Origin of the sequence: Nonomuraea sp. NPDC050540 (assembly GCF_044457485.1) — a bacterium.
In the GTDB taxonomy this organism is placed as follows: domain Bacteria; phylum Actinomycetota; class Actinomycetes; order Streptosporangiales; family Streptosporangiaceae; genus Nonomuraea.
In genome coordinates this window covers 233810-253319 of record NZ_JBITHA010000010.1, presented here as the reverse complement: position 1 = coordinate 253319, position 19510 = coordinate 233810, and the positions used below count along the sequence as shown (strand labels likewise).

The following is a 19510-nucleotide window of genomic DNA, read 5'->3' as shown; positions in this document are numbered from 1 at the left end:
CGATCCATCCCATGTTCCGTGCCCCCGCCGCCGGCGACAAGGGCGGGAGCACCGACCTACCCGCAAACCTCCGCCACCACGCCCCCGGTCCCAGGTTTCGGGGGCGTTCTGTCGGCAATGTGCCGGTCCCATGGGCGGATTCAAGAAATTCCTGCTGCGCGGCAACATCGTCGAGCTGGCGGTCGCGGTCATCGTGGGCGCCACCTTCAGCGGGCTCGTCCAGGCCCTGGTCGCCGATCTGATCACACCGTTGATCGGCGCGATCACCGGCGGCCGCGAGCCGGACTTCGCCAGTTACTCCTTCACCGTCAACGGCAGCGTGTTCAAGTACGGCGACTTCCTCAACCACCTCCTCGCCTTCCTGATCATCGCGGCCGTCGTGTACTGGCTGGTCGTCATGCCGATGTCCCGGCTGGTCAGCCTCTTCGAGCGGGACCAGGCGGCGACGGCCAAGCAGTGTCCCGACTGCCTGAGCGAGGTCCCGGTCGAGGCCCGGCGGTGCGCGTACTGCACGGTCGAGCTGGTCCCCCGGTCCGAGCAGCCGTGACGCCACGCGGAAAAGCCACGGCCAGCAAGCGGATCTTGCGCCCTATGCTGGCGAATGCCCCGACTGAGGCGATCGTCCGGTTAGATGGGGCGAGTGAGTGTTGAGCTGATGGTCTGGCGGGAACCAGAGCCGATCACCCGAGATCACGCCCGTAAGGGGTATTTGGCGGCCAAGAAGGACGCGCCGGGCGGCGCGCTGCCGCCGTACGCCGACGAGCTGCCCGGGAAACTCACGGCCTACACCGGCGGGCACGTGCTGGTGACCATGGACCTGGAGTCCATGGACGAGATGTCCGGCCGGGTCTTCGCCGTCGCCGGCGCGCACGGCCTGGTCTGCTACGACCCGCAGCGCGACCTCGTCCACAACGCGGGACCACGCGGCGCCTATGCGGGCATGCAGCTCCACACCGGCGACGGCATGATCGTCACCGACCCGGACCTGGGCCTCGTCCACGACGCCCTGGCCACGCTCTCCGCCCAGAACCCCTTCGTCGCCCTCGTCAACTTCGGCCACCACTTCATGCAGGTCTCCCCCGAGGCGGGGGGTTACGAGCTGGAGTACAAGGAGGGCGGCACCCTCCACCGCACGCAGGCGCCCGACCTCGCGGAGATCCAGCGGGCCTTCGGCGAGTACGCCCGCGACGAGCGCGGATTCCTGAGCCGCCTCGCCTGGTCGTCCTAGATCACCGAACGGAAGAGCTCGGGATCCACGTTGCCCCCCGACAGCACGATCACCGTCCGCCCGGCCGGCGCCCGCCCCGCCAGATAGGCCGCCGTCGCGGTGGCCCCGCTGGGCTCGGCCACCAGCCGGGCCGTCCTGGCCAGATGGCCCATGGCGGCGCGGATCTCGTCCTCGGAGACGGTCACGATGTCGTCCAGCCGTTCCCGCAGATGCGCGAGGGTCAGCTCGGACAGGTCCGCCCGCAGCCCGTCCGCGATCGTCCTGAACGTTCTGGAAGGCTCCCACGACACCACCCGCCCCGCGCGCAGGCTCTCCCGCGCGTCGGCCGCCAGCTCCGGCTCCACCCCGACGACCTTGGCGTCCGGCCTGAGCGCCTTGACCGCCGAAGCGATCCCGGAAGCCAGCCCGCCCCCGCTCACCGGAACCAGCACCACCTCGACATCCGGCAGGTCAGCCACGATCTCCAGCCCGATCGTCCCCTGCCCCGCGATGACCGCCGGATGGTCGTACGGCGGCACCATCGTCATCCCCCGCTCGGCCGCCACCTTCTCCGCCGCCGACACCCGCTGCTCCGGCGGCACCACCACCAGCTCGGCCCCGTGACCGACGATCGCCTCCGCCTTGACCCGAGGCGTCCCCTCCGGCACCACCACGACACACGGCACACCCAGCAGCTTCGCCGCGTACGCCAGCGCCTGCCCGTGGTTGCCGGAGGAGTGGGCCACCACCCCCTGCGCGCCCGCCAGGGAGACGGCCGCGTTGTAGGCGCCCCGGATCTTGAACGAGCCGACCCGCTGAAGGCTCTCCGGCTTGACCCACGCCTCGCCCATGGACACCAGCGGAGTCCTGACCACCACGGGGGCGATCCGCTCGGCAGCGGCCCTGATGTCATCCAGCCCAACCAGATTCATGTCTCCATCATGCTTCGCGAACCAGCCGATCTCCGAGCCAATCCGCATTGATCACATGCTGGTCGGGCTCGATCCTCACCCTTGTCAGGGAGAGCCGTGTAAGCGGCGCAAGGTCGATCCCGGGTTGCACGCCCCTGATATCCAGACTTTTCAACAGGGTGAGCTCCGTGAGCGGGCTGAGGTCGCGCACGCGCTTACACTCGCTGAGGCTCAAAGAGGTGAGAGCACGGCAGCCGACCAAGCCTCCCAGATCTTCCAGCTCCACGATCCACTCAAGATCAAGGCGATCCAGCGGCAACCGGCCGAGCGCCTCGAGATCCGCGGGCACCGGCGCACTGTCCAGGCGCAAGTACCTCAGCCTGGGTGCACGCTCGACCAGGTCGTGGGCGCTCTCCACCAGTCCGGTTGCGCCAAGCCACAGGCGCTCCAGCCGGTCGAGCGGGGGAAGTTGCTCCCACCGCGTGAGCCCGTCAGCATCCGTGAGCGTCAAGCTGATCAAGTTACGCAAAGCGAGCATAGGCGAGTAGTCCGTGATGCCGGTCAGCCCGAAGAGCGTCACGTCACGCAGACGAGGCAGGTCGGCGAGGAAGGCGAGATCCTCGAAGCAGCGGTGGCCGAGGCCCAGATAGTCGAGGGCTGTGAAGGAACGCAGCAGCGAAAAATCGACGACCCGCCTGAAACCGAGAGCGGTGAGACTCGTCAGCGAGTCCCGGTGTGGAAGAAGCGGGCTGAGATTCCGTCTGTCGCTGAGGGTGAAGATCCCACGTAAGGGTGGCACCCGGGCGAGCGCGTTGAACTGTCCTACCGTGTTAACCCACAAAAGATCGGGCAGGAACGGCATCCTGGACAGAACCCGGTCGGCATAGACGTCGGGATCGAAGTATCGCCATCCCGTCACCAGTTCGGCCTGCACCCCCTCGCGCGTGTCCTCCGCGAACCCGGCCAACGCGTCCAACGCCCTAGGGCCGTTCACCATCCAGGCCGTCCGCACCGTGGCCCGCGCCGCCGCCTCGCTCAACCCGGACAGGTCCGCAGGCAGCCAGTGCAGCAGAGCCTCCCCCGCTGTCGCCAGGGAACGGGCCGCCTTGACGCTCCTGGGCGGCACCAAGTCCCGGACACACGCCTCGATCTGTTCCCGGAGCTCTCCGGGAATCGCGGGCATCGTCTCCAGGCAGGCCGTCACCAGGAGCTTCAGCCGCCGTGCCTGGCGGGGCTCGGTTTCGACGCGGCGCAGCAGACCTCGCAGCAGTTCCGTCCGGACCGGGCCGTTGGCGTGGCCGGCGGCCAGGACCACGACGTCCCGCCACTGGTCCCGGTGCGCCCAGGTGACGAGCGGTTCGATGTCGCCGTCCTCCGCCGCCGCCCGTGCCGTGAGGTACTCCTGCAGCGTCCGGTGTACGAAGTCGATCCGGCCCTCCGTCGCCTCCCTGATCACGCCGCACCGGTCGAGCAGGTACGCCAGCACCGCCTCGCCGGAGGCGCGCAACCGGGGCATGCCCGCCACCACTCTGCCCACGCGGGACACGGCGGCGGGCTTGGCCAGTTCGACCCGGTTGCTGACCGACAGCTGCCAGGCCAGCTCCTGCAGGATCTGCGTCTTCTGGGCCCGGTCGAGGTGCATGGCGCCGTAGCTGGGGATGGAGCGTTCGGCGTCACGCCGTTCCAGGAGCATCTCCAGGGCGGCGCCGTACAGGCCCATGCGGTCGGGCGGGAGCTGGGCCTCGCGGTCCAGGTTGAGTGCGCACAGCATGGACGCGAGCAGGGGGGTGGCGGCCAGTGAGCGCAGGTGGGCGGCGTTCTCCAGGCGGGTGAGCAGGCGTTCCTCGTAGGCGGGGAGTTTTTCCGGCGCGCAGGGCAGGTCGCGGCCGGTGCGGATGGCGGCGTGCCAGTGCCGGATGAGCGCCGTGGTGTCGCCCGGGGTCATGCGTTCCAGGAAGGCGGAGGTGAAGCCGTCGTCCTCCAGCCAGCTCGACTCGGCCGCCGCCGGGCGGGAGGTGACCACGACGCGGATGCCGGGGAACTCGGCGAGCAGGCCGCGCAACCACGGGCGGATCGCCTTGCGCTGGGATCCTGTCAGCTCGTCCACGCCGTCCACCAGCAACAACGCCCGGCCGGACGACAGACGGCGATGGACCCAGCCGGTCGGCATCAGGCCGGCCAGAGGTGCGGCGGTGCCGTCCAGGAAGTGTTCCGGGCGGGGCAGCTCGCGGTCGGCGTAGCTGCGCAGCTTGACCAGGAACGGCGTGGAGCCGTTGCAGTCGGACAGGTCGGACTCGTAAGTGCTGCGCGCGGCGGTGATGGCCAGCCAGCGCAGCAGCGTGCTCTTGCCGCCGCCCGCCTCGCCGCGCAGCAGCACGCGGCGGCTGCGGCCGAGCGCGCTCTCCACCCGCATCGTGGCCGGCTCGCCGCCGCGGCCGCGCCAGGCGTCGAAGGGGATCTCGCGGGAGGGCGGGAGCGCGGCGGAGACGGACAGGCTGATGTAGGCGACGCTGAGCGAGGTGCGCGGGGTGAAGCGTTCGACGCGGACGCCGATGAGGTCGAGCGTGTCGAGGGTGCCGCTGACGTGTTCCAGGTAGCGGCGGGCGAAGGCGGCGTCGCGGTCGGTGCCGTCGGGGGCTTCGAGGGTACGCGCGGGCAGCCGGTCGAGGATGAGCGCCACCTGCTCCCCCAGGCCGGACAGGCGGGTCAGCGTCTCCGTCGCCGCCCGGGGCCGGAACTCGGGCAGGTGCCTGATGATCCGGACCAGGCAGTCCAGGACCTCGTCGAGGACGGTCTCGAAGAGGCGGGAGGCGGGCTCGTCCAGGTCCTTGGGGCGGGGTAGGGAGCGGGCCAGCCGTACCGGATCGGTGTCGGCGGCCAGGAGGGCGGCGTCGGACAGGTCCGCGCGCGTCAGCGTGTCCACGATCTCGGCCAGGACGCTCTCGCGGGCGTTGTCCTCCAGGCCGGGGTACTCGTGGGCGGCCAGCTTCAGGACGCGGGCGGTGACGGAGTCGGCGATGTCGGCGATCTGGCGTTCCGCCTTGCGGCGTACGAGCTGGTCGGGGAAGCGCGAGCGCATGAGGTCGAGCAGCGGGAGCTCGCGGCTCTCCGCCGTGGACCTGGCCGTCAGCCAGGTACGCGCCGCGCGGTCACCGACCGCCTTGCCTACCGCGAGAGCCGCCGCGTCCAGGGCCACGCATGGAATTATGCCGAACTATGAGACAGCTCTACCCGGCCATCGAGCCCTACGATTCCGGCCTTCTCGAGGTCGGAGACGGCGACCAGATCTACTGGGAGGTGTGTGGCAACCCGGACGGAAAGCCCGCGGTCATGCTCCACGGCGGGCCGGGCGGCGGGTGCACCGGCAAGCACCGCCGTCAGTGGAACCCGGAGCTGTACCGCATCGTCCTGTTCGACCAGCGCAACTGCGGGCGCAGCAAGCCCCACGCGAGCGACGCGGCGGTCTCGCTGGAGCACAACACCACCTGGAATCTGGTGGCGGACATGGAGAAGCTGCGCGAGCACCTCGGCATCGAGCACTGGCAGGTGTTCGGCGGGTCGTGGGGCAGCGCGCTGGCGCTGGCCTACGCGCAGACGCACCCCGAGCGCACGACGGAGCTGGTCCTGCGCGGCGTCTTCACACTGCGTCCCCGGGAGCTGCACTGGTTCTACCAGGAGGGCGCCTCCCACCTGTTCCCCGACCTGTGGGAGGGGTTCGTGGCGCCGATCCCGCCCGGCGAGCGCGGCGACCTGATGGCCGCCTACCGCGCAAGGCTGGAGAGCTCCGATCCGGCGGTGCGGGTACCGGCCGCCAAGGCGTGGGCGCAGTGGGAGGGCTCGACGGTGACGTTGCTGCCCGATCCGGAGCTGGTGGCGGAGTTCGGTGAGGAGCGGATGGCGCTGGCGTTCGCGCGCATCGAGAACCACTACTTCACGCACGACGGGTGGTTCGAGCCTGAGCAGCTCATCCGGGACGTTGGGAAGATCCGGCACATTCCCGCCGTGATCGTGCAGGGCCGCTACGACGCCTGTACGCCCATGGCGACCGCCTGGGACCTGCACAAGGCGTGGCCGGAGGCGGACTTCCACGTGGTGAACGACGCCGGTCACGCCTCGACCGAGCCCGGCATCGTGGACCGCCTGGTGGAGGCCACCGACCGGTTCGCCGGTTAGGCGGCGAGGGCCAGCCGGTCGCGTATCAGGCGGACGAGGGGTGTGACCGCGCCGACGCACAGCAGCGCGACCAGCGGCGCGATCACGAGCCCGAGCGCGAACCCGGCGGCCACGTCGTGCGGGTAGTGGGCGCCGACGAACACGCGGGAGAACGCCATGATCGCCGCCAGCGGGAGCACGACCCAGGCGAGGGCCCGCCACGCCAGGATGAGCGCGCCCGCGGCCCCGGCGGCGATCACGGAGTGGTTGCTCGGGAACGACCAGTCGCCGGCCGGCGGGCAGGCGGCCACCGTGGTGACGCCGCGGCACGGCCGTTCCTCGCGGACGATCAGCTTCACGATCTCGCTCACGACGTAGGCGACGATCACCGCGGCGGGTCCGACCAGGGCGAGGGCCAGTTCACGGGCGGGGGCGCGGCGGGCGCGCCACCAGCACAGGACGAACAGGGCGGCGAACACGAAAAGCCCGGCGTCGGTGCCCACCTCCGCGAAGGTGTGCACCCAGCCGGGCGTGCCGAGGGCGAAATCGACGATGTCGCGGTACAACACATGTCCAATCGATGAAGAAACGATGGACATGACCTTAATGATCTTACCGAGTGGTTTCGTCGGCAGTTCGGCCAGTCGTCATCGGCCGTATGGCCGATAAGGGGATCAGGCGCTGCCGGTGAGGATGCGGGCCAGATCGAGCTGTCGCTGTCTGAGCTCGCCCTCCGTGATCAGCCCGGTCTCGAAGGCGTCCTTGGCCGCGTCGTTCTCGGCGACGTAGTAGGCGGCCATGATCTCGCTGCGCAGCGGGGTGAAACCGCGCTGTACGCACTCGGCGAAGACCTTGACCTTGCCTTCGAGGGTTTCGCGGGAGATGGTGCAGTCGAGTTCGTGGGCCTTGAGCTGCTTCACGGCTTCCCTGAGGGTGACCTGACCGCGGGAGCCGTTGAATTCCGTGTCTGGTGTGATCTTCACTTCGCGTGCGCCTCCAAGAGTTCATAACGTCTGACAGAACCCGCGTATTCCCTGCTCAGAGCGGGTAGAGAGGGATGCGTGATCGGTGCGCACGTGATCGTCGGGTACACCGGCGACGCTGGAGGACGGGACGCGCTCGCGCTGGGGACCGCGATCACGCAGGTCACCGGCGGCGAGCTCACGGTGGCGACCATCTACCCGCCGGGCAGCCCCGGCCAGGCGGTCGAGGCGCAGGCGAACCTGGCCCACGCGGCGGGCGAGCTGGGCGAGCGGCCCGCGGAGTACATCGCGTTCGAGAGCCGCGGCGCCGGCCGCGGCCTGGCGGTGCTGGCCAGCCGGATCAAGGCGGACCTGATCGTGGTCGGCTCCGCGGACGGCGGGCAGCACGGCCGCATCGCGATCGGCAGCACCTCCGACCACCTGCTGCACCTGTCGAGCGAGGCGGTGATGCTGGCCCCGGCCGGCTACCGCCCGCCTGCGGCGCCGACGCGGCTGACGCTGGCGTACGTGCACCGGCCGCAGTGCGACGAGGCCGTGGAGCGGGTGGCCCAGGCGGCGCTGCGGCTCGGGGTGCCGCTGCGGCTGATCACGCTGGACCTGCGCACGGAAGACGCCGGCCGGCTGCGCGACGACCTCGCCCTCGCTGTACGGCTGGCGTGGGAGGGCACCGGCATCGAGGCCGAGGCGGAGATCGCCGAAGGCTACGACGTGGCGGCCGCGATCGGCGCGGTCGAATGGCCGCCGGGCGACCTGCTGGTCTGCGCGAGCAGTGAGGACGCGCAGGCGCACCGGGTCTTCCTGGGTGAGCTGGCGATGAAGGTGCTGCGCGCCTCGGTCTGCCCGGTGGCGGTGCTGCCCCGGGGCTTCAACTGACCCGGGCGTAGAGCTCCAGGTAGCGCTCGGCCATGACGGACGGGGTGAAGCGGGCGCGAGCCTCGCGGCGGCACTCCTCGGGGTCGAGGTCGCCGACGCGCCGCAGCCATTCGGCGAGTTCTTCCTCGCTGTCCGCCAGGAACCCCGTGCGGCCGTGCTCGACCAGTTCGGGCAGGCAGCCACGGCGCAGGCCGATCACCGGGACGCCCAGGGCCAGGGCCTCGACCACGGCGGTGCCGCCCGGCTCGTCCCACTGCAAGGGGAACAGGGCGGCTCTGGCGGTGCCGTAGAGCTCGTCGCGCCGGTCCCCGGCGACGCCGCCGGCCCAGCGGATCAGCTCGCCGTCCAGATGGGGGGCGATGTGGTCGCGGTGGTAGCGGACGTCCGGGTGCCCGTGGAGCGGATGTTCCGGGTCCTCCAGGACACGTTCCAGCTCGGCGGGGCCGCCGAGGCCGCTGACCGGGCCGGCCAGCACCAGCGGCAGGCCGAGCTTCTGGCAGACGCGGACGGCGACGTGCTGGCCCTTGAGCGCGCAGATCCGGCCCATGACCGCGAGGTGCGCGCCGCGCGGGAAGCGCAGGTCGCGCTCGGCCAGCGGGGTGGCTAGGTGGGCCGCGCCCACGGCGGCGGCGCGCAGGGCGGCGGGAGCGCGGGTGAGCTGGTCGTGGGAGACGCCGTTGACGGCGATGTCCCGGGGCCAGGCGCCGTAGAAGTCGGGGTGCTTGCGCAGGTCCCAGTGGAGGGTGTGGAGCACCGGCGGCCCGCCGAGCGCCGACAGCATCGCGGGGCCGACGACCTCCAGATGATCGTGGACGAGGTCGATGTCGTCGCGGGCGCGTAACTCCCGCACCACCCGCGCCTGGTGGGCGTGGGCGAGACCCATCACCTGGTTGTACGGCTTCTGCAGGTGGGCGAACTGCCCTTCGGGGAAGGCGGCGACCAGTTCGTCGGCCTCGACGGTGCTGGCCCCCACCGAAGCCAGCACCACGCGTACGCCTCGCTCGCGCAGCGCGGGCACCAGCGTGGCCACCACGTTCTCGATCCCGCCGTAGCCGGGCGGCGGCACCTCCAGCCACGGGCCGGCGTTCATCAGGATGTTCACGCGACGTCCTCCTCGACGGCCAGCGAGGCCAGCGGCGGGCGCTCGGCCACGGCCACGTCGGCGCGGGCCGCCCGCCGTTCGGCGTCGAACTGGAGCAGGCTGTGCGCGGGCGCCGCCACCGACACCACCCGGCCCTGGCGTTCGAGCCTGGTCCACGCGGTGAGCATGATCTGGGCGGCCATGCGGCCGAGCGCCGCCGTGGACTGGTGCGCGTGGGTGCGGCGGCCCAGGTCCACCTGGGCCATGGCGTCCAGGCCGACGAGTTCGAGCAGGTCGACCAGCAGGCCGAGTTCCACGCCGTACTCGGTCGCGAACGGCACGCGTTCCAGGGCCGTGCGCCGGGCCGCGTACTCACCGCCGAGCGGCTGGACGAACCCGGACAGCTCCGGCCACCACAGGTTGAGCAGGGGCCGGGCGACGAGTTCCGTGACCCGGCCGCCCTCGCCGCGCCGGCCGTTCAGCGGCCGTTCGTAGGCGCCCTTGACGAAGTGCACCCCCGTGTCCAGCAGCAGCGGCCCGAGCAGGCCGGTGACGAAGGAGGAAGGGAAGTCGCGCAGGTCGGCGTCGACGAAGACGACGAGGTCGCCGGAGCTGGCGGCCAGTCCCTTCCACAGTGCCTCGCCTTTGCCCGACAGCGGCGGCAGGTGGGCCAGCACGTCGTCCTGGCGCACGACGGTGGCGCCCGCGGCGGCGGCCACGGCGGCGGTGGCGTCGGTGGAGCGGGAGTCCACGACGACGATCTCGTCCACCAGGTCGGCGAGGTCGCGGCGGATCACCGAGACGATCCGCCCGACCGTGTGTTCTTCGTCGCGGGCCGGGAGAACCACGCTCACCGTGGTCGCCCCCTTGGCGGCCACCAGTGTGTCCGGCGACCAGTCGGCGGCTCTGCTGGTGCGCCGCCGGTACCAGTCCCGGACCCGCGGATTCGTCTCCATGCGCTCACCCCGGTCGTCTCAGGTCACGGATGGCGACACATGCCCTGCCGATAGGAGTTCGAACATTTTCGTTTGTTCATCAGCGGATGTGGGATATGCCATCCTGTGTCGCCAATAACTCGAATCGGCATCATAGGTGCTGGAAATGTCGCCGCCCGTCACGCAGACGTGCTCTCGGCATTCCCCGACGTGACGATTGCCGGAATCGCCGACGCGGTTCCCCACAAGGCCGAGGCACTGGCCTCTCGGCATGGCTCCCTGGCCTACGGGAGTCACACCGACCTGCTGGACGCCGGCGGACTGGATGCCGTCTACGTGTGCGTGCCGCCTTTCGCGCACGGTAACCCGGAGACAGATGCTTTGTCGTGCGATCTTCCGCTTTTTGTAGAAAAGCCGTTAGCAATTGATCTAGAAACAGCGGAAAAGATCGCCGCCGAGATAACACGCCGCGACCTTCCCTCCGCCGTCGGTCACCACTGGCGCTACCTCGACATCCTGCGGAAAGCCCGCGAACTGCTCGCCGGCCGCCCCGTACGGCTGGCCCTCGGCCACTGGCTCGACAAGGTGCCGCCCGTGGACTGGTGGCTCCGTACCGAGACCTCCGGCGGCCAGATCGTCGAGCAGGCCGTCCATGTGCTGGACCTGGCCAGGGTTCTGGTGGGCGAGGTCGCGATGGTGCACGCCGTACCGTCGGAGGGGGCGGCGGACGGCGAGATCGACCGGGCCACCGCGGCGGTGCTGCGCTTCGCGGACGGCGCGGCGGGCACGCTGGCCGCCACCAGCCTGTGCTCGGGCAAACGGCGTGCCGGGCTGGAGGTGCACGCCGAGGGCGTCACGCTCGACCTGGGCGAGGAACGCCTGGTCGTCGACGGGCGCACGGTGATCGAGGACGGCGGAGCGGCCAAGATCCGCGTGGACCGGGAGTTCGTCAACGCGGTGCGGGGGAAGCCGGCCGACGTACGCGTGCCGTACCACGAGGCGCTGAAGACGCATCGTCTGGCGCAGGCGGTCGCGCGGTCGGCGGCCACGCGGGAGCCGGTGGTGCTGGATGGCTGAGGTGCTCAGCATCGACGGGCCGGAGCGGGTCAGCCTGATCTCGGAGCCGATGCCCATGGCGGCGCCGGGCGGCTTCCTGGTGGAGACCGTCTACAGCGGCGTCTCGGCCGGCACCGAGCTGACCTACGTCAAGGGCACCAACCCCTACCTGAACACCTCGTGGGACCCGGCGCTCGGGTTGTTCGGCACGGGCGGGCCGGTGATGGCCTACCCGGTGCGCGGCATCGGCTACATGCAGGTGGGGATGGTGGTGGACAGCCGTACCGACGCGGTCGCCGCTGGGCGGATCGTCGCGATGGCCTACGGGCACCGCACCGCCTACGCCGCCGACCCGCTGCGCGACCGCTTCGTCGAACTGCCGCGGGACCTCGACCCGCTCCTCGGGATCTACGCCGCGCACATGGGGCCGATCTGCGCCAACGGCCTGCTGCACGCGGCGCACGACCTGCTCGGGCCCGGCGTGCGCGACCTGCTCGACGGGGTGCGGGGGCGGCGGGTGGTGGTCGTCGGCGCGGGCGTGGTCGGGCTGCTGGTGGCGGCGTTCGCGGCGGGCGCGGGAGGCGGGACCGAGGTCGTGGTGGTCGACGAGACCCCCGCGCGGCTGTGCGTGGCCGCCGCGCTCGGCGTGGGGACGCTGCTGGCCGAGGACGCGTTCCAGCTGAAGCGCCGCTGGCGGCACGGCCCGAACGACCACGGCGCCGACGTGGTCTTCCAGTGCCGCGGCCAGGAACGGGCGCTGGCCCTGGCGCTCAAGCTGCTGCGCCCCCAGGGCAGCGCGATCGACCTGGCCTTCTACACCGGCGGCGCCGGCCTGGTACGGCTCGGCGAGGAGTTCCACCACAACGGCCTGAGCCTGCGCTGCGCGCAGATCGGCCGGGTGCCGCGCGGCATGGCCCACGCCTGGGACCGCGACCGCCTCTCGCGCGAGACCGTCGAGCTCCTGCACCGCATCGGCCCGTGGCTACGTGAGCACGTGATCACCGACGTCGTCCGCTTCGGCAAGGCGCCCGAGCTCCTTCGCGATCTCGCCGCCCGCCGCAGGGAGGCCCTCCAGGCCGTGCTCTGCCGCGACGTCCAGGATGAGCGCGGCTGACCAGCTGAAGTCGCGGCAGCCGTGCCCGGCGCGGGTGAACGGGTCGAAGTACTCGCGAAAGCCCGACCGGGCCACCGCGCCGACCATGCCGTCGGCCAGCGCCTCGGCCAGGTCGGGCCGGCGGTGCCGCAGCCCCTGCCAGACCAGCCAGGTCAGGTTGAGCCAGCTCGGCCCGCGCCAGTAGCGGGCCGGGTCGAACTCGGGGGCGCCGGGGGCGTAGCTGGGCAGCAGCCCGTTCTTGATCTCGAAGCGGTCGAGCGCGGTGCCGATGAGCGCGTGGGCGATCTCGCGCGGCAGGTCGGGCAGCATGAGCGGGACGAGCCCGGCGGCGCTCTGGGAGCGGATCGGGCAGCCGGTGCTCGCGTCGCGGGCGTGGAACAGGCCGTCGTCGTAGAGGTGGGCGACCATGGCCGCGGTGATCTCGGCGGCCTCGCGGTGGTGCGGGTCGGGGTCGAGGCCGATCGCCTTGGCGATGCGGGCCAGTGACGTCTCGGCGACGCCGTACGCGGCGTTGAACAGCGGATCCTCGACCGCGAACGCGCCCGCTCTGCGATAGCCGGTGTCGCGGTAGGCGCGGGCCAGCGCGGTGTAGCGCTCGTAGTCGCGGTCGGTGGGCCGCTCGTCGGCGCTGACGTGGGCGAGGTCCCTGCGCCGCGCGCCCATGGGCCCGGCCTGGACGGCGGCCAGCGGCACGTCCCAGGCGGGGCTGTTGTCCATGCCGGACTCCCACGGGTGCACGATCGAGATCAGGCCGTCCGCCGAGCGGCGCGCGGTACGCAGAAACCGCTGCTGGGCCACGAGCCGCGGGTAGATGCGGCGCAGGAAGGCGGGATCGGGATCGGCCAGGTGGACCCGCCAGGCGGCCAGCGCGTGAACCGGCGGCTGCACGATGCCCGAGGTGGCCGAGCCGGAGGGCGCGCGGACCTCCCAGACGTCGGGGCCCGGGAAGTAGGAGCCGTCGGGCACCTCCGGGTTGAAGACGATGTGCGGCACCCGCCCGTCGCGCCACTGCGCGCCGAACAGCGACAGCAGCTCGGACCTGGCCCGCCGCGGCGACCAGCGGGCGTTGCCGATCGCGACGAAGGCCGAGTCCCAGCTCCACTGGTGCGGGTAGAGCCGCCGCGAGGGCACGGTGTAACTGCCGTCCCAGTTGGCGACCAGGACGCGTACCGCCTCGCGGATCACAGGAACTTCCTGACGAACGCCGCCGTCTGCGGCAGCACGATCTCCGGCTCACCGCGAAGCCGGCACTCCAGCGCCAGGTAGCCCTCGTACCCGGTGGCGTCCAGCGCGGCCAGCTGGGAACCCCAGTCGAGGTGCCCGGTGCCGGGCTGGTTCCTGTTGGACTCGCTGATCTGCATGTGCGCGAGGTAGGGCGCGGCCTCCACCAGCGAGCGGCAGGGATCGTCCTCCTCGATGTTCATGTGGTACGTGTCGCCGACGACCTTGATCGCGTCCATGGAGCAGTAGGACACCGCCTCGGCCAGGGTGTTGACCATGTGGTTCTCGTAGCGGTTGAGCGGCTCCAGCATGATCAGCACGCCGTTGCGCTGCGCGTGCTCGCCGAGCACCCCGAGCGCCTCGGCCAGCACCTCGCGGTCCTCCCCGGGGCTGCGCGGCGGCTCGAACGGCGGCAGCCGCCGCGAGAACTGCCCCCACGAGGCGGGCGTCATGACCCCGATCCCGCCCAGCTCGGCGATGACCGTGAGCTGGGAGCGCAACTGCTGGATGGCGTCGGTGCGCTTGGCGGCGTCGAAGTCGCCGATGAAGTGCGGCATGTCCACGCAGACGGTCGGCATGACCACGCCGTCGGCGAGCGCCCGCTTCAGCTCGGTCAGCCGCCCGGCGAAGTGGAAGTCGCCCTTCCCCCGCAGCTCGATCGCGTCGAATCCGGCATCGACCGCGAAGGCGAACTTCTCCTGCAGGGTGCGTCCCGGCAGCAGCTGCTCCTGTACGGCAAGCTTCACGCTGGCTCCTTGAACTTGAAGACGAGTTGGAGCACCTCCGACGGGCGGCGGTCGATCAGCTCGAAGGCCTCGGCCGCCTGGGCGGCGTCCATGACATGGCTGACCAGGTCTCCAGCAGGGACTTCGCCGCGGTGGACGAGCTCCATGAACGTGCGCTGGAGCCGTTCCACGTCCCATCGGTGCGCCAGCCACGCGGCCACGCCGCCGATCTGCGAGGAGACGAGCTGCACCTGGTTGTGGTGGAACTCCTCGCCGAGCCGCAGCCCGAGCCCGTCTCCCTGGTAGAACCCGGCCGCGACGACCCTGCCGCCCCTGCGGACGGTCCTGATGGCCTCGTGCAGGCCGGTATGGCTGCCGCTGAGCTCGATGGCGGCGTCGGCGCCCACGACGCGCTTGCGGATGAACTCGGCGACCGAGCCCTCGCGCACGTCGTAGGTCTCGGCGGCGCCGAAGCGCCGGGCGAGTTCGAGCCGTTCGGGGATGGCGTCGGCGGCGACCACGCGGGCGCCGCTGAGCACGGCGAGGCGGGTGGCGAGCAGGCCGATGACACCCTGGCCGAAGATCGCGACCTGGTCGCCCAGGTGCAGGTCCGCGGCGTGGACGGCGTTGAGCGCGATGGCGCCGACGCGGGCGAAGACGCCGGTCAGCGGGTCCGTGCCGGGCGGCATGAGGTGCCCGGCGAGCCGCTCGGCGGGCACGACGGCCTCCTCGCGGTGGCCCCAGATGCCCCAGACGACGCCGCCCACCACCGGCTCGCGTACGTCGGGAGCGGCCTCGACGACCTCGCCGACCTCCTGGTAGCCCCAGCCGGTCAGCGGGTAGGCGTGTGTCCGGCCCTCGACGAACAGCCGCTGTTCGGTATCCCACTTTTTCGTGAGATACGGGTTGGTGCCGCGGTAGGCGGTGAGTTCCGTCCCCGCCGAGACACCTGAGTAGATCGTGCGGACCCGCACGCAGCCCGGCTCCAGCTCACCGGTTGGCTCCAGACTGACGCGGACAGCACCTGGCCCTTGAATGGTGATGACGTGCATTCCCCACACTTACGCTTTTTGATCAAACAAAAGTCACAGGTTTAGTGCTTGTTTGCACGCGATAGTTGTGTAATCAGCACTCGTAAGTCTACGACTTTTGTTGGAGGTAGCCGATGAAATTGGGGTTCCTAACAGCGTGTCTTCCGGAAAGCAACCTTTCCGACATCGCACGCTGGGCCGTCGACCAGGGATTCGAAGCCCTGGAAGTAGCCGGATGGCCGGCAACGGATGACCGAAATCACATCAGAGTAGAGCGTTTCGATGAGATCGAATACGAGCGGGTCAGGCGAATCTTCGCGGACACCGGACTCGCCCTTTCCTCGATCGCCTACTACGAGAACAACCTGCACCCAACCGAAGGGCCGCAGGTGAACGCGCACGTGCGGCACTGCGTCGAGGCCGCGGCCGCGCTCGGCTGCCCGACCGTGGGCACCTTCGTCGGCCGCGACGCCGGAATGACGGTGCACGACAACCTCAAGAAGGCCGAGGACGTTTTCGGCCCGCTGGTCGAGCACGCCAAGGGGCACGGGGTCGATCTCGTCATCGAGAACTGCGTCATGAAGAGCTGGCACCCCGACGGGTACCCGGGCAACCTGGCCTACTCGCCCGAGCTGTGGGAGTGGATGTTCGGGCTCGGGCTCAAGCTCAACTACGACCCCTCACACCTGGTGGCGCTGGGCATCGACCCGGTGGCGGCGGCGCGGCCGTACGTCTCGGAGATCGCGCACGTCCAGGCCAAGGACACCGAGATACTCGGCGGCCGGATCGACCACACCGGGTTCCACGGCCCGATCGGCGGCGAGAAGGGCTGGTACCGCTTCCGGGTTCCCGGCCGCGGGCAGGTCGACTGGACCCGGGTCATTGACGCACTTCAGGAAGGCGGGTACGACGGGGTGGTGTCGGTAGAGCACGAGGATCCGGTGTGGAGTGGCGACCCGGCGAGGGTCCGGACCGGTCTCGGTATCGCCTATCACACGTTGCGGCCGCTCATCACGGGGTAAAGGCGGCCCAACCCCTTTTCGCGGGGGCCTTGCCGGAGACCTGGCGTCGGGCTGCTCGGAGCGCCGGGTGCAGACCGAGGAGCGTGCCATGCCAGGAAAGGCAACCGCCGTTCTCAGCGCCGCCGCGCTGGTCGCGGCCATGACCGCCTGCGGGGACGGCGGCGGGGACAGCCGGCCCGCCGCCGCCGCGGAGATCACCGTCTGGACCGAGGAGAACCTCCCGGACCGGATGGACGTCCAAACCACGATCGCCGACGAGTTCACGCGGAAGACCAAGATCAAGGTCAAGCTGGTGCCGGTGGCCGAGGACCAGTTCAGCCAGACGCTGACCGCGGCCGCCGCCGCCGGCGACCTGCCCGACGTGATCGGCGCACTCCCCCTGGCGGCGGTACGCGAGATGGAGGCCAACGACCTTCTCGACACCGAGACGCCGGCCAAGGTCGTCGACCAGCTCGGCCGCGCCACCTTCTCCAAGCGGGCGCTCGACCTCAACACCGCCGACGGCAAGCTGCTGGCCGTGCCCAGCGACGGATGGGCCCAGCTCATCCTCTACCGCAAGGACCTGTTCGAGAAGGCGGGGCTGGAGCCGCCGGACACCTACGAGCGGCTGCAGGCCGCCGCCGCCAAGCTGCACGGCCCCGACGTGGCCGGCATCACGCTGGCGGTCGCGCCCAAGGACTCCTTCACCGCCCAGAGCTTCGAGCACGTGGCTCTGGCCAACGGCTGCGAGCTGGTGGACGGCTCGGGCAACGTGGCCCTGGCCTCACCCAACTGCGTGCGGGCCTTCACGTTCTACTCCACGCTGGCCAAGCAGTACTCGGTCAAGGGCAAGCAGGACGTCGACTCGACCCGGGCCGCGTACTTCTCCGGCAAGGCGGCCATGATGATCTGGTCGTCGTTCATCCTCGACGAGATGGCCGGGCTGCGGAACGATGCGCTGCCTTCCTGTGCGGCGTGCCGTACCGACAAGGAGTGGCTGGCCGCGAACACCGGCGTGGTGACCGCGCTGAAGGGCCCGGACGGCGCCGCGCCCGCGCAGTACGGCGAGATCGTCTCCTGGGCCGTCACCCGCGACGCCGCCAAGGACTCGGCGGCCAGGTTCGTCGCGTACCTGATGAACGAGGGCTACGAGCGCTGGATGGGCATGGCGCCCGAGGGCAAGTTCCCCACCCGGCCGGAGTTCGCCGGCGCGTGGGCCAAGCTGCCCGCCGGGGTGGACACCAAGAAGCCGCTGGCCGAGCTGTACCCGGCCGCGACGCTGGAGGCGCTGCGCAAGAGCCCCGACACCTTCGGCCGCTGGGGCATCCCGCAGGGGCAGGGCAAGCTGGTCGGCGTCACGATGGGCGAGCTGCCGGTGCCCAAGGCGCTGAGCGGGATCGTCGAGGGCTCACTGACGCCCGAGGCCGCGGCGGCGCAGGCCAAGGCGGACGTGGAGGGCATCAAACGCGGGATCCGTCAGTGAGGGGGACGCTCCGGCAGCAGGAGGGCAGGGCCGGGCTCGCGCTGATCTCGCCCACGCTGGTGGTCACGCTGGTCGTGGTCGTGGCGCCGCTGCTGTGGGCGGTCATGCTGGCCTTCCAGGACGTCCGGCTGATCAACATCAGGCGGGTCGGGATCTTCGGCCACTACACGCTGGAGAACTTCACTTATGTGATCTCCGAGCCGGGCTTCTGGTCGGCGCTGGTCAACACGCTCGTCTACACGGTCGCCGGCACGGCGCTGTCGATCGCCGTCGGGCTGGCGGCCGCGCTCGCGCTCCGGGACAGGTTCCCCGGGCGGACACTGGTCAGGGCCTCGATCCTGGTTCCGTACGTGGCGCCCGTGGTGGCCGTGGCCTTCCTGTGGGAGGTGATGCTGAACCCGCAGTACGGCATCGTCAACACCTGGCTGAACGAGCCGATCGCCTTCCTGTCGCAGGCCCGCGGCACCTTCCTGGGCATCGAGGTCCCGGTGGCGCTGCTGACGGTGATCGCCTTCGAGGCCTGGCGGTACTTCCCCTTCGCCTTCCTGTTCATCCTGGCCCGGCTGCAGGCGCTGCCCAAGGAGCTGGACGAGGCGGCCGTGGTCGACGGGGCCACGCCCACGCAGCGCTTCCGCTATGTGATCATGCCGCAGCTCTGGCGGATCATCGCCCTGCTGTCGGTGCTGCGCTTCGTCTTCACCTTCACCAAGTTCGACGACGTCTACCTGCTGACCGGCGGCGGCGCGGGCACCGAGGTGGTCTCGGTGCGCGTCTACAACTTCCTGACCGCGCGCGACGACATCGGCGCCTCGGCCGCGCAGGCCATCGTGCTGGCCGTGGTGCTCGTCGTCTTCCTGGTGATCTACCTGCGCTTCTTCTCCGGAGGTGCGCGTGAGCAGGGATAGGTTCGAGCGCGCGCTGCTTCGCGCGCTGAGGCCGCTGGTGATCGCCTTCCTGTTCGTGATCACCGCGTTCCCGTTCCTCTACATGGTGATGCTGTCGGTACGCGACATCCAGGAACTGATACTCGAACCAGGATCGCTCTGGCCGGACGCCTTCACCCTGAGCACCTACGCCGACGTCCTGACCCGGCAGGGCTTCCTGACCTTCATGGGCAACAGCGCGATCATCGCCGTCTCCTCGGTGGCGGTCACCCTGCTGATCTCCGTCCCGGGCGCCTACGCCGTCGCCCGGCTGCGCTTCTTCGGCCGCCGGCAGGTGCACTTCCTGTTCCTGGCCGTCTACCTCTTCCCCGCCATCGTGCTGGCCATCCCGCTGTTCGTCCTGTTCACGATGATGGGCCTGCGCGGCTCACTGGCCGGTCTGATCCTCGTCTACATCGCCCAGACCGTCCCGGTCACCGTGTACATGCTGCGCAACTACTTCGAGACCGTCCCGCGGAGCGTCGAGGAGGCGGCGGCCATCGACGGCTGCTCCCGGGTGGAGACCATCTGGCGGGTGGTGCTGCCGCTGTCCAAGCCGGCGCTCATGGCGACCGGACTGTACGCCTTCATGATCGCCTGGAACGAGTTCTTGTTCGCCCTGCTCTTCCTGGTCGAGCGGCGGGAGAGATGGACGGTCTCCCTCGGGCTCTCCCAGCTGGCGGGCAGTATCGAGATCCCGACCACGGTTCTCATGGCAGGATCGGTGGTTCTGACGCTGCCCATCGTGATCGTCTTCTTCGCCAGCGAGCGGCTGCTGACCGAAGGGCTCACCGCCGGGGCGGAGAAGGGATAG

General features: G+C 70.5%; 18 protein-coding genes and 1 pseudogene. 10 read left to right on the top strand and 9 right to left on the bottom strand.

The window, feature by feature from the left end; genetic code table 11:
* Positions 1-130 precede the first annotated feature (130 nt).
* Together mscL and ACIBI5_RS32130 are read left to right on the top strand one after the other, a co-directional pair.
* Positions 131-547, top strand: coding sequence for a large conductance mechanosensitive channel protein MscL (mscL, locus tag ACIBI5_RS32135; RefSeq protein WP_397252485.1), 417 nt, complete (start codon positions 131-133; stop codon positions 545-547).
* A gap of 93 nt (positions 548-640) precedes the next feature.
* Complete coding sequence (locus ACIBI5_RS32130; RefSeq protein WP_397252484.1) at positions 641-1228, top strand: hypothetical protein; 588 nt, start codon at positions 641-643, stop codon at positions 1226-1228.
* Here the strand turns inward: ACIBI5_RS32130 and ACIBI5_RS32125 are convergent.
* Together ACIBI5_RS32125 and ACIBI5_RS32120 are read right to left on the bottom strand one after the other, a co-directional pair.
* On the bottom strand, positions 1225-2139 hold the full coding sequence (locus ACIBI5_RS32125) for a threonine/serine dehydratase (protein WP_397252483.1): 915 nt from the start codon (positions 2137-2139) through the stop codon (positions 1225-1227). The two genes, ACIBI5_RS32130 and ACIBI5_RS32125, sit on opposite strands and share 4 nt — an antisense overlap.
* 7 nt (positions 2140-2146) lie before the next feature.
* Complete coding sequence (locus ACIBI5_RS32120; RefSeq protein WP_397252482.1) at positions 2147-5314, bottom strand: NACHT domain-containing protein; 3168 nt, start codon at positions 5312-5314, stop codon at positions 2147-2149.
* Between the two features lie 20 nt (positions 5315-5334).
* Between ACIBI5_RS32120 and pip the strand changes: the two genes are divergently transcribed.
* On the top strand, positions 5335-6291 hold the full coding sequence (gene pip / locus ACIBI5_RS32115; RefSeq protein ID WP_397252480.1) for a prolyl aminopeptidase: 957 nt from the start codon (positions 5335-5337) through the stop codon (positions 6289-6291).
* Here pip and ACIBI5_RS32110 read toward each other — a convergent pair.
* Both ACIBI5_RS32110 and ACIBI5_RS32105 read right to left on the bottom strand, forming a co-directional pair.
* Entirely contained in the window at positions 6288-6839 is a 552-nt protein-coding gene (locus ACIBI5_RS32110) for a phosphatase PAP2 family protein (protein ID WP_397252479.1), read from the bottom strand. The genes pip and ACIBI5_RS32110 overlap by 4 nt on opposite strands.
* Before the next feature lie 105 nt (positions 6840-6944).
* Positions 6945-7190: a hypothetical protein gene (locus ACIBI5_RS32105; protein ID WP_397252478.1), complete on the bottom strand. Its 246-nt coding sequence runs from the start codon at positions 7188-7190 to the stop codon at positions 6945-6947.
* Between the two features lie 141 nt (positions 7191-7331).
* Between ACIBI5_RS32105 and ACIBI5_RS32100 the strand changes: the two genes are divergently transcribed.
* A complete protein-coding gene (locus ACIBI5_RS32100) occupies positions 7332-8126 on the top strand; it encodes a universal stress protein (RefSeq protein WP_397252477.1) in 795 nt (264 codons plus the stop codon).
* On the opposite strand, the gene ACIBI5_RS32095 is transcribed toward ACIBI5_RS32100, so the two are convergent.
* Positions 8119-9228 carry a glycosyltransferase gene (locus ACIBI5_RS32095; protein ID WP_397252476.1) on the bottom strand — a complete coding sequence of 370 codons (1110 nt, stop codon included), beginning with the start codon at positions 9226-9228 and terminating at the stop codon, positions 8119-8121. The genes ACIBI5_RS32100 and ACIBI5_RS32095 overlap by 8 nt on opposite strands.
* Entirely contained in the window at positions 9225-10163 is a 939-nt protein-coding gene (locus tag ACIBI5_RS32090) for a glucosyl-3-phosphoglycerate synthase (RefSeq protein ID WP_397252475.1), read from the bottom strand. Before ACIBI5_RS32090 ends, ACIBI5_RS32095 begins: the two co-directional genes overlap by 4 nt.
* A gap of 105 nt (positions 10164-10268) precedes the next feature.
* Here ACIBI5_RS32090 and ACIBI5_RS32085 point away from each other — a divergent pair, with 105 nt between their 5' ends.
* Together ACIBI5_RS32085 and ACIBI5_RS32080 are read left to right on the top strand one after the other, a co-directional pair.
* On the top strand, positions 10269-11219 hold the full coding sequence (locus tag ACIBI5_RS32085; protein WP_397252474.1) for a Gfo/Idh/MocA family protein: 951 nt from the start codon (positions 10269-10271) through the stop codon (positions 11217-11219).
* Complete coding sequence (locus tag ACIBI5_RS32080; RefSeq protein ID WP_397252473.1) at positions 11212-12312, top strand: zinc-binding dehydrogenase; 1101 nt, start codon at positions 11212-11214, stop codon at positions 12310-12312. Before ACIBI5_RS32085 ends, ACIBI5_RS32080 begins: the two co-directional genes overlap by 8 nt.
* Before the next feature lie 9 nt (positions 12313-12321).
* Here the strand turns inward: ACIBI5_RS32080 and ACIBI5_RS32075 are convergent.
* The 3 genes and pseudogenes from ACIBI5_RS32075 to ACIBI5_RS32065 all read right to left on the bottom strand — a co-directional run.
* A pseudogene (locus ACIBI5_RS32075) lies at positions 12322-13443 on the bottom strand (MGH1-like glycoside hydrolase domain-containing protein); the annotation flags it as partial.
* Positions 13444-13493: 50 nt separating this feature from the next.
* The gene (locus tag ACIBI5_RS32070) at positions 13494-14279 is read right to left on the bottom strand and encodes a sugar phosphate isomerase/epimerase family protein (RefSeq protein ID WP_397094851.1); all 786 of its coding nucleotides are present in this window, start codon (positions 14277-14279) and stop codon (positions 13494-13496) included.
* Positions 14276-15232: a zinc-binding alcohol dehydrogenase gene (locus tag ACIBI5_RS32065; protein ID WP_397252472.1), complete on the bottom strand. Its 957-nt coding sequence runs from the start codon at positions 15230-15232 to the stop codon at positions 14276-14278. Before ACIBI5_RS32065 ends, ACIBI5_RS32070 begins: the two co-directional genes overlap by 4 nt.
* Before the next feature lie 191 nt (positions 15233-15423).
* Between ACIBI5_RS32065 and ACIBI5_RS32060 the strand changes: the two genes are divergently transcribed.
* The 4 genes from ACIBI5_RS32060 to ACIBI5_RS32045 all read left to right on the top strand — a co-directional run bounded on the left by ACIBI5_RS32060 (position 15424) and on the right by ACIBI5_RS32045 (position 19510).
* On the top strand, positions 15424-16311 hold the full coding sequence (locus ACIBI5_RS32060) for a sugar phosphate isomerase/epimerase family protein (RefSeq protein WP_397252471.1): 888 nt from the start codon (positions 15424-15426) through the stop codon (positions 16309-16311).
* A gap of 88 nt (positions 16312-16399) precedes the next feature.
* Complete coding sequence (locus tag ACIBI5_RS32055) at positions 16400-17773, top strand: ABC transporter substrate-binding protein (protein WP_397252470.1); 1374 nt, start codon at positions 16400-16402, stop codon at positions 17771-17773.
* A complete protein-coding gene (locus ACIBI5_RS32050) occupies positions 17770-18678 on the top strand; it encodes a carbohydrate ABC transporter permease (protein ID WP_397252469.1) in 909 nt (302 codons plus the stop codon). The genes ACIBI5_RS32055 and ACIBI5_RS32050 overlap by 4 nt, the downstream gene beginning before the upstream one ends.
* Positions 18665-19510, top strand: a complete 846-nt coding sequence (locus ACIBI5_RS32045) for a carbohydrate ABC transporter permease (protein ID WP_397252468.1) — start codon at positions 18665-18667, stop codon at positions 19508-19510. Before ACIBI5_RS32050 ends, ACIBI5_RS32045 begins: the two co-directional genes overlap by 14 nt.

Bases quoted from the DNA above. Each gene is read 5' to 3' on its own strand.
- ACIBI5_RS32125 (WP_397252483.1), bottom strand. From the start codon at position 2,139: ATGAATCTGGTTGGGCTGGATGACATCAGGGCCGCTGCCGAGCGGATC.
- ACIBI5_RS32055 (WP_397252470.1), top strand. From the start codon at position 16,400: ATGCCAGGAAAGGCAACCGCCGTTCTCAGCGCCGCCGCGCTGGTCGCG.
- ACIBI5_RS32080 (WP_397252473.1), top strand. From the start codon at position 11,212: ATGGCTGAGGTGCTCAGCATCGACGGGCCGGAGCGGGTCAGCCTGATC.
- ACIBI5_RS32060 (WP_397252471.1), top strand. From the start codon at position 15,424: ATGAAATTGGGGTTCCTAACAGCGTGTCTTCCGGAAAGCAACCTTTCC.
- ACIBI5_RS32090 (WP_397252475.1), bottom strand. From the start codon at position 10,163: ATGGAGACGAATCCGCGGGTCCGGGACTGGTACCGGCGGCGCACCAGC.
- pip (WP_397252480.1), top strand. From the start codon at position 5,335: ATGAGACAGCTCTACCCGGCCATCGAGCCCTACGATTCCGGCCTTCTC.
- mscL (WP_397252485.1), top strand. From the start codon at position 131: ATGGGCGGATTCAAGAAATTCCTGCTGCGCGGCAACATCGTCGAGCTG.